This is a genomic window from Segatella hominis (genome assembly GCF_019249725.2).
Classification (GTDB): Bacteria; Bacteroidota; Bacteroidia; order Bacteroidales; family Bacteroidaceae; genus Prevotella.
This window is the reverse complement of the sequence record NZ_CP137560.1, coordinates 157,853-171,342: the sequence shown is the minus strand read 5'-3', so window position 1 is coordinate 171,342 and position 13,490 is coordinate 157,853. Positions and strand designations below refer to the sequence as shown.

Annotated in this window: 14 protein-coding genes; 13 read left to right on the top strand and 1 reads right to left on the bottom strand. The window is 42.1% G+C overall.

Features of this window, described 5'->3' with window-relative positions; all coding sequences use genetic code 11:
- Positions 1–57: 57 nt before the first annotated feature.
- Complete coding sequence (locus KUA50_RS16215) at positions 58–318, bottom strand: hypothetical protein (protein WP_006045139.1); 261 nt, start codon at positions 316–318, stop codon at positions 58–60.
- 536 nt (positions 319–854) lie between these two features.
- On the opposite strand from KUA50_RS16215, the gene KUA50_RS16210 reads away from it, so the two are divergent.
- From KUA50_RS16210 to KUA50_RS16150, 13 genes are all read left to right on the top strand, one after another.
- Entirely contained in the window at positions 855–1,025 is a 171-nt protein-coding gene (locus KUA50_RS16210) for a DUF4134 family protein (protein WP_218456526.1), read from the top strand.
- A 10-nt stretch (positions 1,026–1,035) separates the two neighbouring features.
- Positions 1,036–1,335, top strand: coding sequence for a DUF4133 domain-containing protein (locus tag KUA50_RS16205; protein WP_218456525.1), 300 nt, complete (start codon positions 1,036–1,038; stop codon positions 1,333–1,335).
- A gap of 28 nt (positions 1,336–1,363) precedes the next feature.
- Positions 1,364–4,276, top strand: coding sequence for a TraG family conjugative transposon ATPase (locus KUA50_RS16200; protein ID WP_218456524.1), 2,913 nt, complete (start codon positions 1,364–1,366; stop codon positions 4,274–4,276).
- The gene (locus KUA50_RS16195) at positions 4,266–6,947 is read left to right on the top strand and encodes a coiled-coil domain-containing protein (RefSeq protein WP_256624201.1); all 2,682 of its coding nucleotides are present in this window, start codon (positions 4,266–4,268) and stop codon (positions 6,945–6,947) included. Before KUA50_RS16200 ends, KUA50_RS16195 begins: the two co-directional genes overlap by 11 nt.
- A gap of 9 nt (positions 6,948–6,956) precedes the next feature.
- Complete coding sequence (locus KUA50_RS16190; protein ID WP_218456523.1) at positions 6,957–7,772, top strand: hypothetical protein; 816 nt, start codon at positions 6,957–6,959, stop codon at positions 7,770–7,772.
- A gap of 24 nt (positions 7,773–7,796) precedes the next feature.
- Positions 7,797–8,537 carry a DUF5045 domain-containing protein gene (locus KUA50_RS16185; protein ID WP_218456522.1) on the top strand — a complete coding sequence of 247 codons (741 nt, stop codon included), beginning with the start codon at positions 7,797–7,799 and terminating at the stop codon, positions 8,535–8,537.
- A 27-nt stretch (positions 8,538–8,564) separates the two neighbouring features.
- Positions 8,565–9,227 carry a hypothetical protein gene (locus KUA50_RS16180; protein ID WP_218456614.1) on the top strand — a complete coding sequence of 221 codons (663 nt, stop codon included), beginning with the start codon at positions 8,565–8,567 and terminating at the stop codon, positions 9,225–9,227.
- A 157-nt stretch (positions 9,228–9,384) separates the two neighbouring features.
- Positions 9,385–9,717, top strand: coding sequence for a helix-turn-helix domain-containing protein (locus KUA50_RS16175; protein ID WP_004311699.1), 333 nt, complete (start codon positions 9,385–9,387; stop codon positions 9,715–9,717).
- A gap of 4 nt (positions 9,718–9,721) precedes the next feature.
- Positions 9,722–10,069: a hypothetical protein gene (locus KUA50_RS16170; RefSeq protein WP_218456521.1), complete on the top strand. Its 348-nt coding sequence runs from the start codon at positions 9,722–9,724 to the stop codon at positions 10,067–10,069.
- A gap of 71 nt (positions 10,070–10,140) precedes the next feature.
- Entirely contained in the window at positions 10,141–10,791 is a 651-nt protein-coding gene (locus tag KUA50_RS16165; RefSeq protein ID WP_218456520.1) for a hypothetical protein, read from the top strand.
- Positions 10,792–10,992: 201 nt separating this feature from the next.
- On the top strand, positions 10,993–11,364 hold the full coding sequence (locus KUA50_RS16160; RefSeq protein ID WP_218456519.1) for a plasmid mobilization protein: 372 nt from the start codon (positions 10,993–10,995) through the stop codon (positions 11,362–11,364).
- Between the two features lie 14 nt (positions 11,365–11,378).
- Positions 11,379–12,602 carry a relaxase/mobilization nuclease domain-containing protein gene (locus KUA50_RS16155; protein WP_218456518.1) on the top strand — a complete coding sequence of 408 codons (1,224 nt, stop codon included), beginning with the start codon at positions 11,379–11,381 and terminating at the stop codon, positions 12,600–12,602.
- Between the two features lie 29 nt (positions 12,603–12,631).
- Positions 12,632–13,186 (top strand): hypothetical protein, encoded by a 555-nt coding sequence (locus tag KUA50_RS16150; protein ID WP_256624200.1) that lies wholly within the window; start codon positions 12,632–12,634, stop codon positions 13,184–13,186.
- Positions 13,187–13,490 lie beyond the last annotated feature (304 nt).

Below are 13,490 nucleotides of genomic sequence, written 5' to 3'. Positions count from 1 at the left end.
ATCTATTAGATTTGTTTATGGATCGTATTGTCAGACCCATAAACAGACTTATTGGAATCAAATCTTTTCGATTATTAAATCTAAAGATCCTTCTTCAAGAGAGTTGTACTCATCAAGATGAAGATGAGTTCCTATAGGAACCGATGATTGGGATAAATTTAGCAAGTGATTTGCTAAAGAAACTAATCCCTCGGTATTAGCCTCAATTGAGACGCTCCCATTTATATCGGAGACCTTAATTGTGAAATTACCTTCCCAATTGAGTGCCACTCCGGTATCAGGGGAATAATTCGGAACATTTAATGTGACTTTTTTCATTCTATTATTCGGTTATGAAAACATGATAATTTTGATCAACCATCATCTTTCCAGGTTTGTTGGGATTTGGCTTCAGTGTTTCAAAATTCACATGAGGTCCACCTCCATGATAACCGTTGACATTACTGGCAAACACAAAAATCTCGTTTTCCCCCATATCTTTTATCCAAGACGGAGTGATTCTATTTTGGAATCTTGACAAACGATTTTCCGTAAGCCATTGCGTATATTATTTTTGTTTTCGGTTGCAAAAATACTCATTCTTCTCCAAATATCGTTTGTTAAATCCGAAAATCATTATAAAAAGCGAAAATAATTTGTCTAATTGGAAATCCCATTGATTTTTGTATGATTTACAGTGACTCTTTCCCTCTTTATCTTGCATATCACTATATTCTGTTAAAATGAAAACAGATGTACCTACTTATAAGATTCTTCTTTTGTAGTTGATTTATGAATGCCAAAATCGGAAAAATTCCGTTGTTTTCTATGTTAATTTTTGTTTTCCCATACTTTCATTTTGGGGTTTCTCAATTATGTTGTTCCTAATTTGTTTCTTTCGTCATTTTATCATTCCAATCAGTGTTGATTATCAGTACGTTACGAACAATCAGCAAGATTTCAAGAAGAGCATCATGCTGATAGTAGGTGCTTGTATCTTCCTCATTGCCGCAGCTCAGAGCTTGCCTTTGTTCTTTGGTCTGTAATCATTAGTTTATGAATACAGCAGAACAGGAGAAATTCCCAGATTTCCCTGTTTTCAAGGGGCTTCAAAAGCCCCTTGAATTCATGGGACTGAAGGGAAGATACATCTATTGGGCCGCAGGAGCCGTGGGAGGAGGGCTGCTATCCTTTCTTGCAGGCTATATTGTTTTTGGCTTTTTGGTAGGACTCATTCTCCTTACCACGATGGTAGGTGTGGGTGGAACCATGATTTTCATCAAGCAGCATAAGGGACTCCATACCAAAAAGACGCCAAAGGGCATTTTTATCTTTGCCCATTCATATAAATATTAAATTTAAATTTCAAATAAAATAACTAACAATGGTTGCAATCGCAGTGATAACAATCCTCGTGGCTATCTCCATAGGTATGGCCATTTCTGTTTATGCCTTTGGCACCGGAGGTAAAAGAGCCAAGATATTTGAGGACATTTATTTCAGCGTGGAGGATACAAATGATATGGGAATTGTCTATACAAAGGGAGGAGACTATTCTGCCATCTTGAAAATGACGAATCCCGTAAGAAAGTATTCTGCCGAGAAGAGCAGCTATTATGATTTCACAACTTTGTTTGCCTCTATCCTGCAAATATTGGGTGAAGGCTATGCCCTTCATAAGCAAGATATATTTGTTCGCAAGCGCTTTGATATGAAAAAAATATCATCCTTGGAGGATAGAGATCCATCGAAAAGATTCCTTTCTGATTCTTATTTCCGTTTCTTCAATGGACGCACTTATACGGAGCATTTCACTTATCTCATTGTTACCCAAAAAGGTAAGAATGGTAGTATTCATAGCTATGATAGTGCAAAATGGAAGGATTTCTTGGTCAAGCTCCAGAAAGTTGCGGACCGTTTAACAGGTTACAATGTGGAATGCAGTTTCCTTAGCGCAGAAGATTGCAGGGAATTTACCGAGCGCTTTTTTGCCATGGACTTCAAGCATGAGACAGTAGCCATGAGTAACTTTAAGGTTACCAACGAGGAAATAGGTATGGGAAACGAGCATGTCAAGGTCTATAGTCTTTTGGATGTGGACCAAGCTGGACTTCCTGGCACGATTCGTCCTTTCTCTGAGAATCAAGTGGGCAATGCGTCTTTCTCAGAAGACTTACTATCTAACATAGATAGCCTTGGTGATGTAGATACCTTGGTATATAATCAGGTCATCTTTCTTCCTAACCAAAAAAAGGAGATGATGAAACTGGACAAGAAAAAGAACAGACATGCTTCCATTCCTAATTCTAACAATCAGATTGCCGTTGAGGACATCAATAAGGTGCAATCTGAAATAGCCCGCAACGGCAAGACGCTTGTATATGCCCACTATAACATGGTCATCAAACTGGATGGAGGTAAGGATTTCCAAAAGGCTACAAATGCCTTGGAGAATCTCTTTTCCAAGCACAACATACACATTTCCAAGAGAGCCTATAACCAGCTAGAACTCTTCGTGGCAAGCTTTCCTGGGAATTGCTTCAAGCTGAATCCGGATTATGACAGGTTCCTCACCTTGTCCGAGCCAGCCTTATGTTTGATGTATAAGGAGCACCAGCAAAAAGGAGATGATTCACCCTTGAAATGCTACTATACTGACCGACAAGGAGTGCCATTGCCTATAGACACCACAGGAAAAGAAGGTAAGGTTAAATATACCAACAATGCCAATTTCTTCGTCCTTGGTCCCTCTGGAAGCGGCAAGAGTTTCTTTATGAACACCGTGATGAGACAGTATTTTGAACAAGATACAGATATCGTAATTGTGGATACTGGAGATAGCTATGAGGGTATCTGTCATTACTTTGAGGGAACTTATATCTCTTACAGTAAGGAAAAACCTATTTCCATGAACCCTTTCAAAATTTCCAAGATAGAGTATGAGGAGAACTTTGGCGAGAAGAAGAATTTTCTCAAGAGCCTTATCTTCCAACTCTTCAAGGGCACAGATTATCCTACCAAGATAGAAGATACCATTATCAATCAGACTATTACGGAGTATTATGAGGAGTATTTCCATCCTTTTGAGCATTTCAATGCTATTGAAAGAAAGCAAATGAAGGAAATCATCCTTCTTGAGGATAAGAAGAATGGAAAATATGACCAGTATGAAAGAGAGTTTGAAGAAAAGATGGAACAAACTCTGGAGCAGGATTCATCAATAGAACGCAATGAACGTTTGAAAAGTAAACTCCAAGCCCTAGTGGTTGACAGTGCTGCCACAGAGGGTGAAAAGGAAGCTGCACAAAAACAGCTCCAAAGACTCACTCCGGAGTTGGTGGAGAGAAACTACTTGCAGAGGATTGAGCGTAAGATTGATAAAATCGAACGACAAAGAAAGAACTTAAAGGTTGCGGAGTTATCCTTCAACTCTTATTATGAGTTTGCCTTGGAGAGAATCCCTCAGCTCATCTTGCAGCAGAACATTGAGTTTCCCATCCACGACTTTGCGGCTATTCTGAAGCCTTATTATAAGGGTGGCGAGCAGGAGAACATTTTGAACAATGACTTGGACAGTACACTTTTCGATGAAAAGTTCATAGTCTTCGAAATAGACAAGGTAAAGGATGATCCTGTGCTCTTTCCTATTATTGTCCTCATCATCATGGATGTCTTTACGCAGAAAATGCGTATTAAAAAAGGTCGAAAATGCCTAGTTATCGAGGAAGCATGGAAGGCCATCGCCACTCCAGTCATGGCCAACTACATCAAGTATCTCTATAAGACTGCCAGAAAGCATTGGGCGATGGTAGGTGTTGTTACCCAGGAAATCCAGGATATTACTTCCTCTCCTATTGTTAAGGAAGCAATCGTGAATAATTCAGATGTGTTCATGCTTTTGGACCAGAGCAGGTTCAAGGACAAGTTCTCGGAGATCAAGGCTGCCTTGGCGCTGACAGATAATGACTGTCAGAAGATATTTACCATCAATGCCCTGGACAATAAGGACAATCGCTCTCCTTTCATGGAAGTTTTCATCAAGCGCGGTTTGGTGGGTGATGTCTTTGGCGTGGAGGAACCACCGGAGTGCTACATGGCGTATACCACTGAAAAGCAAGAGAAGGAAGCTCTAAAGCTATATAAAAAAATGCTTCGTTCGAACTATCAGGTAGCACTTGAGACTTACGTCAGAGACTGGAAACTCAGTGGCATAAAGAAGCCACTGGAGTTTGCCCAACTTGTTCTCAAGGAACAAAAGGTATTCAATTTTAAAGACAAGAAAAATCATGATGCGTAAAATCATAGCATTCGTTTGTTTTGCCATATTTTTGTTCTCTCGGGCGCAGGCCTTGAGCTGGCACGCAGTCAACGTGGATTATACCACGGCGGCAGCCATGTCGGCAGCCTACGCTACGGAAGCCTTGGAGGAGAGCAACACAGCTACACATATCAGTAAAATACTGGAGCATTACAAAACGGCAGGTATCGCATCTGCCGGCATTTTCCTGAGCAAGAAGAAAGAGAGAGAGGCCCGCCGGAATCCAGGCTTGTTTGCCACGGAGGAAAATTACTATTACCATAGAATATTCAGATTGGTAAAGGATGGCATCATGCCTAAGTTCATCACAGTGGCTGGCAAAATGATCAAGCAGCCAGAGAATGCACTCTATTGGGGACCTTATCTGTATAAGACCACCCATAATGTCGAAAACCTCTGCAAACAGTTTGAGTGCGTGGTCACCAATGGCAAGTTCTCCTTCAAGGATATCCAATTCTTGCTAATCAATGAGAAGCTTCAAAAGTTATTCGACTTGGCGCAGCTTGCTGATGTGGACTGGAAGAGTCTTTTTTCTAAGCTTGGAGAGTTTGGCAAGGGAATTTCCCAGGATGACATCGCTGATGATTTCAAGCATTTGGGCAGCGTGATTGCGCAAGCAGGTAAGGTGGCCATTGACCATAATCTGGAGGATGTCACCAAAATTGGAGGTATCTTTAAGGCCAAGCCCAGGGAGATAGCCAGACTCTATGAGAGTTTCAGGGATAAATACAAATCCTTCAAGAATGCTACTAATGTCAAGGAGATTCTTTATACCGTGATTGGTGAAGGAGATGAAGCCACAGTGGATAAATTATTCCAAATCAGTGATTATAATATTTCTGGTTATATTTCCTCCTATATAGAAGAAATGCAAGGACAGTATTATACCCAACGTTGGTATATCTATCAGCAAGATGCTGGAAGCAGAGTACTTTGCGACTACAATCCTGCCGGATATAACAATTGGGGAGACGCAGGATGGAATCTTGATTGGTTTGTCCATTCCAGTGGGAAAAAACGACAGAACTATTCTGTAATACCTTGCTACAAGTATCTTACTGAAGCGGAAGATACCGAGCTCAAGGACAAACTTTTCCAAAGATGTGAGTGGAATGAGGCTAAATGTAATGAGTATAATATCCAAAACCCTGGTCATGACTGCACCATTACCTATGTTAAGAGACATGAGGACAGAAACCGCCACTATGGAGGAGGCTTGTTCAGCCATTCTTATGATGAACGCTATTGTTTCCATTCTTACCGTGTTAAGGTGAGAGACCAATGGGATATCAGGGAAGATGTTTATGAGGAAATATTTGACTCACAGACCATGGACAAGACCACCTTCATGAAGAGAATGCAGGCAAGGCTTCAGGGTGTTATCGATGAGCATGAAAAGTTTCTTGGCGAACACCCTACTATCTCTTTCAAGCTAGGCAGTGACAATCCACGCTACTATACTATGGCCGATGAAAGGAAGATGCAAGGCTGCTCTTCTGTGAGTTTCCTTGCAGCCTGTGAGGATGGAGCCTCCTTGGGAGAAGGAAGTTTCAATTGGAAAGAAAATGGTAATCAAGGTGGCTCCTTGGAATGGCCAAAGTCCAAGGACTTTGCCATGGAAGCAACGCCCAACTTGGCGGATGATTCCTCTAAGGCACTCATTGAAAAACAAAATAAGCTCAATCAGCAAATAGCGAATTTGAAAGCTGAAATCAAGGAGAATGATACAAAGCAGAAAAATCTCCTTTCCAGGATCCAACAGGCCAAGTTTAGCAAGAATTATCCGCTGGCCAATAAGTTGGATGATGAGTATAATGCTCTTTCCAATGAGAACGCCCTGCTTAAACAGGACTTGCAACAGAAAGAACGCATGCTTTCTGAGCTCAATCAGGCTTTGGATGATTATTACAAGGACTTGGGCGACAATCTTTCTGGTTCCTATCGCATCCCATCCAACATGGCAAGCCTCGCTTCCATGTACCACTTGCAGTGGGCGGATGAAGGAGAATGGATTCAGGGGAGCGATGAATATGTATTCGTAAGACACGCTTACTGTCCGGATGCCAAAAGTCAAGTTACTTACACAGCTACGTTGAAGCTTTCTCGTAAGCCTCGTTATGCATTGGGCATCCGCATCCATAGAGCAATCTTGTCCGTGGATTTTAAGCTAACCTCTAGTAGCAGCTCTGAAAATGTATTGGAGGTCATGCAGCTTGACATGAACAAGAGTGAGAAGGAACTGACTGATGAAGTCAACGAGAGAATGCGCAAGTGGATGGATGACATGCCGAACTGTAGCATTTCCATGAGATACAACTATCAAAGCCAGACAAAAGATGATGAGGATGATGAAGATGGGATTCATCTGCTCTTGGCCAGTGACCGTTTGCAGGTGGCTCGCTATGTGGAGCAAGAACTGACCCGCATCTATGCTCAGTTGGTTCTCATAGAAAAGGTGATGACACAAAGGGAATGTGTTCTGGATTTTCTCAAGCGACAAATATTCGATGTGGTTTCCAGGAGATTGAGGAACACGATTGCATCCTATGCTCTTCAAAGATGGGAAGAAGCCAGTCTTCAGGCCATGAAGAAGTGCTCTCCCCTGGAAACGGAACAAAAGCCAACCAGTCTGAAACAAAGTAAACAATAAGTATCAAGTATGAAATACTCCATCATAAAAACAAGAGTCAACCCTCTGACACTCTTGCTTCTACTCTTATTGCCTTCTCATGTTTGGGCACAGGATGACGTTGGCAGCTTGGAGGCAATGATTAAAAACCACAAGACGGTAAGAACCGTATTGGAAGTAAGAGCCATCTCTGAACTAGGCGCATATACCTATCATAAGAAAACCTCCAAAAAAATAACGGACTATAGGGAGATAGAACAAAAGCTCGATAATTATAAACGTTGCTTTGAAATTGTGGACTTGATTCTCAAGGGAACTGCCACGGCCTTTCATGGGGTAAATACCTATGAGAGCATCAAGCATAATATCACTGGATATTGGAAGCTCATAGATACATACAATGAGAAAATCCTCTCCCATGGTGCCATCTGGTCATCTGATACGCTGATTGTCAACACCAGCAAAAGAGCCGTCAAGGAGGTTGAGAAGTCCGTTTTAAATCTCTATAAGTCATACTTGGATTTATCTTTGATTATTTCAGGTGAGTCAGAGTGTTCTACAGCCAACTTGATGGTTATTCTTAATTCCATCAACGAGAGTATGGATCATATTGACTATACCATCTATCATGCCTATTTGGACATTCATACCTATATGACCATCAGGCTTGGGTACTGGAAAAAGGAGATATTCATGGCTCGTACCATCAAAGAGATCGTCAAGGACTCCTATACCAGATGGTTGGCTGCTGGTGATGAAGCTCATAACTGCTTGCAAGACAAGAAGTCTGTTACCCATGCTCCCCTGGGTGGCGGCAGTTTGATTGGAGGAAGAAAAGAAGATTAAACTTTAAAAAAGCAATTAAAAGATATGAAACGTAAATTCAAACAGTTGATTTTAGGTTTGCTGTGCGCAATGAGCCTACATGCCGGTGCTCAGGAAGTGACCTATGTCCATGAACGTGACATCATGAACCAGTTCACTACCATGGAGACAGGTGCTGGAAGCCTATCCCCTGCCTGGTATTATAACACATTTCATAAGAAATACCAAAAAGATGCCAATGCAAGAAACAAATTGCTCTACCGCACGGAGGTCATGGGCTACACAACCCTGGAGCAAGACTTGGCAGAGAAAGTGGATTCTGATTACACCAAGCGAGCGAAGGTGGAAGCTATCAACATTGTTTCAAGGTCAAGTGCCAGTGACCTTTCATGGGTACTGGAGAAAAGCAAACTCGATGGTAAGATGGAGATCTTTAACAAGAACATCAACAATATTGTATCTTATGGTGGTTCCCCCAATGACTACCAATCTTGGAGAAATCTCTACAATTGCTTTGAGACCGCCATCAAGATTACCCATGAGTCCTATCAGGACTTGGGTAAGAGGAAGAAGGAGTACCTGGCCATCTATCAGGATGTGGTCAAAAGAAATCTGACTCTCGTCAAACAATTGCTTTATTGGAATTCCTTGAAAAAGAGTAAAAAAATATCAGAGCAAGCCGTCACCCCGGAGCGACTTTCTTCCAATGTTGTCATCGCCAAGGATGCTTATAAACGCTGGCAAGCGGCCATGGCGGTGGATGGCTTTGCTAAGGAAAAACCCTAGAACTTTAAAAAATAGAAAAATATCATTATGGCATTTACATCATTATTCTTAGATACTTCTGTAGGTAGCACTATGACGGGAATGGGCGATTATATCTCGGACCTTTCAAAAACCATAGGCGTGGATTTATTCGAGGAAGATATAGACAACGTTGTATTTCAGACCAACGAGTTCCTTTGTAACGCTGATTTCATTGGTTCCCAAGGTCCGTTTTGGTGGTTACTGGTGGTTGCCGTTACCAATTCTTCAAAACACGACTTTTATCGCTGTAAATCAGCTATTTATAATTTTTTGTCTCGTGATACAAAATCAGCGAGGGACAAAAACGGGACAAAACCACGGAAAAATAAAGTCAAGAACACTTTGCCCGAAATATCCCTTGTGGAATACCTCTGTTTCGTTTGCAAAGGTACAAATTTGTCCCTTGAAAAACGAGGGGAAATCCCTATTTCTCTCATTCACAACTCATTTTCCTACCATTGTACCCCAAATGTGGTTATTGCAAGCGATTTTGACCTCAAACAGTATGACTTGCAAATATCGGGTGTTAAATTTTGTTTTTCACTCTGTTGGACATTTTCAAAAACGAGAACTGGCAATAGAACCAAAGATTTGCCACCCTTATTGTCCAATCCTTGGTTTTGTGAATGTTTGAACGATAGACATTTGAAGATGCTGAATTTCAAGTGAGTGTCCGACCAATCTACCACATTGCAGCATGGTAAAATAGAACCAAAGAATTGAAAATCAGCACTTTTAATAAACCATAACGGCTGCTTGAATATCATTGGCAACAATATACCTTTGCAGCCGAAATCGATAACAAAATAAACAAAATATCAGATTTATGACAGAAAAAAACGCATTAAAGATGAACCTCGACCATGAGCGCAAGATAGTGGAGCTTCAGTCGAGAGTGAACAAGTTGGAGAACCTTTGCTATATGACAAAGGAAGTGTTGAACCTTGAAGAGGCTTCCGCCTTTCTCGGCATTGCCAAGAGCACGCTCTACAAGATGACGCATCTTAACCAGTTGCCGTACTTCAAGCCTGCTGGCAAGCTCATCTTCTTTGAGAAGAAAGCCTTGCTTGACTGGGTACGAGGAGCAAGAGCCATGTCGGAGGAGGAGATAAGACTGGAGGCTGCAAACCGTCTGAATGAAATGAACAATAGACCATAGCATCATGACGAAAGATGAACTTGTAAACAGTCTGCAAAAACGTGACCCTCTGTTGGCTAATGCGGTCAGCAATATGGTAGACTACATTTCCGACCGCTTTCCTGCTGCTTACCCAAGCAAGGAACAGACGGAAGCAGTCAATACCTATCTTCATTCGGTCTATGCTGACGGTGACGGAACCATGTCTGAAAGAAACTGTGAGCATCGAAGAATTGCATCACAGAAAATTACCATCAATGCCATACAAGTGCTTGACAGTCTTCAACTTGACCGACTGCAACGTGTGCTTGACCATATCGCATACGACAAGGAGTATTATATGCCAGAGAGAGGCTTCGGCATGAGGCGATAGCTTCTCTTTTGACGGCAGAGAGTTTTCCGCATAACAGCAAGAAAAAATTCACACAACAAAAATAAACAACGATGAACAGTAATATTTTCAACAGCATTATCCTGAGTAATGAACAAGTAAACTATCTGATGGGTGGCACGGCTGGCATCAATCGCCTTTCATGCCTTTATCAACTCATTCAGATTGTGACACGACAGATTGAAACATCAAATGAGGTTGGGGAATCCACAACCGCATTATGGGAGGTGAACATGTCAGAGGTGGCTCTATCCAAACTATGGAAGTGTGACCGAAAAACCGTCTCCAAGATGCTTGACCACATGAACAAATTGGGCATCCTTTCTTCTGTACAGACAAGACGAGGAAGTGTTCACACATTGCTCTGCATTTCTGCATGGATTGTTGACGGCAAGAAATATGTCAATCCTCACTATGTTCCCATCAACCAAAGAGACTGTTCCGGCAAGTCTAATACTATGACTTCCACAACCGCATTCCCTAACAAGGAGGATCCACCCATCAAAAATGGCGGTACTTCTCCAACACAACTTGCCAACAGTTCCTTTTCTTCCCTAACTTCAGGAAATGGCAATAATGGAGAGGAGGAAGATGTTCCACCGCCAAGCGTCTCTGACATGGAACTGGAGGCAGAAGCCAGAAGGCAATTCTTCAAAGAACAGATGGAAGCGGAGGATGCCCCACAATTGCTGTTGCTTGGGTAATTTGAGAACCGTTATACAACAAGTCTGTGAACTGGTGCAATCGCAGTGCGTAGCGTGCTTGTGCGTAAACTCTGATGGCAGTGCTATGCAAGAAATACCAATGTCATACAAACGCACTTCGTTTGTCCGTATGCCAATGGACTTCTTGAACGCTCGCAAGCTCGCATTGGGTTGCACACTTTTATAGAAGCAATACTTGGTATGAATAAGAGAATTATAGATAAGGAGGCTCCGAAATACACGAGCCGCCTGATAGTAAGGCTGACACCGCAACTCCATAAGGAGATAGCGGAATATGCTGCTCTTTGCGGACTAACCACAAGCGCATACGCACGCAAGCGGTTGGAGGGCAAATACCCCAAACAACGCTTGACAGACAAAGAAATGGAGGCTTTGAACAGCCTATCGGATGCCAGGGGCGATATACAGAAATTGTTCGGTTTCCTCAAAGGTCGTCCGCTTACGGAACGTGAGAACATTCTCCGCAGCGAAATCTTCATGAAACGATGGAGAACAAGCGCAGAGGTTATCTTGAACCGCATGATTGAGATAGAGAAATACTTAACACAATAGAACATACGACATATATGATAGCAAAAGCAAAGGTAATAAGTCATGGCGCAAATGCCATACGTTACTCAGTAGATAAGGACAAGGCAGAGATTGTAAAGACCAATCTCTTGCCCGATGATATTTCCCCAACGGCAATGTGGGCGAGAATGCTTGCCTTGCAGAAGAAGTTTGAGGACAAGTTGAACCGTTATCATCCGCTCAAACGGAACATGATACGTATCGAGGTTTCCCCAACCTCGGAGGAAACGCAAGGTTGGACAATGGAGGACTGGCAGAGGTTGGCGGATGACTTTATCCGTGAGTTTGATGCTGTTGACCTTTCAGCCAAGTCGAAGCGCAAGAGTGCAAAGACAACCAACCTCAAAGACAGCCAATATGTTGTTGCGCTTCATCGTGACAGCAAGAGTGGCATTATGCACCTTCACATTGATGCGAACCGCATAGACATAAGGGGCAACGTGAATGATGCCCATTATATCTATGAGCGAGCGATGGCTGCTGCCGCCAAGGTTGGGCAACAGCGTGGATGGAAAGATGCACAAGAGGTGAGCCGCCAAAATAAGGAAGCGATAACCAATGATTGCCTTTCCGTTTTGGCTAAGATGTCGTACTTTGATTGGGGACTATACACAAAATGCCTCACGCAAATGGGATATGATGTCAAACTACAATCTGACAATAAAGGACAAATGCGTGGCTATGCCATCAAGCGTGGTAACTCCATTTATAAGTCCTCGGAACTTGGCAAAGGTCGTTGTCTGATGCCCTCAAAGATTGAAGGTACTTGGGCAAAACTGCATCATCAAGAATTGGAGAAACCAGTTTCAACTCCAACAAAGAATACCCAACAGCCAAAGATTATGACTGTACCCAAACCCATGCCTACTGCGGACAACTCTCCAAAGATACGTCACTTCGACTTCTATACGGACGAGTTTCATCATTACCCTGTTGATATTCCTCAGAATTGTCTGGATATCATCGATAAGAATATAGCTTTGGATGCCGACAATGTATTTGCCAAGATAGGTGATGTGCAGAAGACCGCCATTCTTCTCTTTGCTGAATACATTGATGCTGCCACAACCATTGCCGCCCAGTCTGGCGGTGGCGGAGGTGGTGCTACCTCAGGTTGGGGACGTGACAAGGACGAGGATGAACTGTCTTGGGCGTATCGTTGCGCTATGATGGCTAATCGACTGTGCAGACCTCGCAAGAAGCAAGGGTATGGCAGATAACCGAATGTTCAACCAACAGCACTGATATTATGCCAATAGGTAAAAGTAAAATCTCAGATATGGATTTCGGATCTTTCGAGAACACGATAGACAAGAATATCGAAACGGACAAGACCTCGGACAAGTTTGACCAACAACTTCAAGCCTACAAGGATGCTGGCAATAGTTTGACTTTGGCAAAAAGTGGCGTTGAAATGGCTACTGCTTCCATGCATGAAGCAAAAGACAAATTGAGTGAAGCCTCAGATAAAGCGAATACTGTCACCAAAGCTATTGAAGCCTACATCGGCAAAGTAAAAGACATAACTGTCAAAGCAAAGATTGATGATGCCGATATGGAACAGGCAATCAACAACAGGAAGAAACTCATTGAAAACGAGTCCAAACTTCTTGAAGACCACCGAAAGAAAAACAAAGAAATCCTCACTCGCCATTTCTATGATATGTCTAATATGATGTCAAGGAATGAAGGTGTGTGGTTGTCAAACGGTTGGGTAAAGACTTTGCTTTGGATATTCTTGCCGTGTTTCCTTTATACGGTCATTTCGATTGTATATTTTGTTGCATCATACATAGACAAGTAAGCTGAGGATGGGAAGAATTATACTCTGCAAAGGAAAGGATAGAAATGTAAATAAACCGTGTCTAACTATAACTTTTATAGCCTGACACAGTTTATTTTAGATTTTTATCGGTTTGACTTAACCGATTGAGAAATAAACTATTAGCGAATTATTTGAGAAATAGAGGTAACGATTTGGCAACTGTGCGAATTTCAGCGTTTTGCGTTGCTATGCTGTCAAATAACTCTTTCATTTGCAAATATAACATCTTTTTCCGAAAGTACGAACTGTTGGCAGCAATTTTATAAAATCAACTTGCGAAAAA

Coding starts and splice junctions, on each gene's coding strand:
- KUA50_RS16215 (WP_006045139.1), bottom strand. CDS start 318: ATGAAAAAAGTCACATTAAATGTTCCGAATTATTCCCCTGATACCGGA.
- KUA50_RS16210 (WP_218456526.1), top strand. CDS start 855: ATGTTGTTCCTAATTTGTTTCTTTCGTCATTTTATCATTCCAATCAGT.
- KUA50_RS16205 (WP_218456525.1), top strand. CDS start 1,036: ATGAATACAGCAGAACAGGAGAAATTCCCAGATTTCCCTGTTTTCAAG.
- KUA50_RS16200 (WP_218456524.1), top strand. CDS start 1,364: ATGGTTGCAATCGCAGTGATAACAATCCTCGTGGCTATCTCCATAGGT.
- KUA50_RS16195 (WP_256624201.1), top strand. CDS start 4,266: ATGATGCGTAAAATCATAGCATTCGTTTGTTTTGCCATATTTTTGTTC.
- KUA50_RS16190 (WP_218456523.1), top strand. CDS start 6,957: ATGAAATACTCCATCATAAAAACAAGAGTCAACCCTCTGACACTCTTG.
- KUA50_RS16185 (WP_218456522.1), top strand. CDS start 7,797: ATGAAACGTAAATTCAAACAGTTGATTTTAGGTTTGCTGTGCGCAATG.
- KUA50_RS16180 (WP_218456614.1), top strand. CDS start 8,565: ATGGCATTTACATCATTATTCTTAGATACTTCTGTAGGTAGCACTATG.
- KUA50_RS16175 (WP_004311699.1), top strand. CDS start 9,385: ATGACAGAAAAAAACGCATTAAAGATGAACCTCGACCATGAGCGCAAG.
- KUA50_RS16170 (WP_218456521.1), top strand. CDS start 9,722: ATGACGAAAGATGAACTTGTAAACAGTCTGCAAAAACGTGACCCTCTG.
- KUA50_RS16165 (WP_218456520.1), top strand. CDS start 10,141: ATGAACAGTAATATTTTCAACAGCATTATCCTGAGTAATGAACAAGTA.
- KUA50_RS16160 (WP_218456519.1), top strand. CDS start 10,993: ATGAATAAGAGAATTATAGATAAGGAGGCTCCGAAATACACGAGCCGC.
- KUA50_RS16155 (WP_218456518.1), top strand. CDS start 11,379: ATGATAGCAAAAGCAAAGGTAATAAGTCATGGCGCAAATGCCATACGT.
- KUA50_RS16150 (WP_256624200.1), top strand. CDS start 12,632: ATGCCAATAGGTAAAAGTAAAATCTCAGATATGGATTTCGGATCTTTC.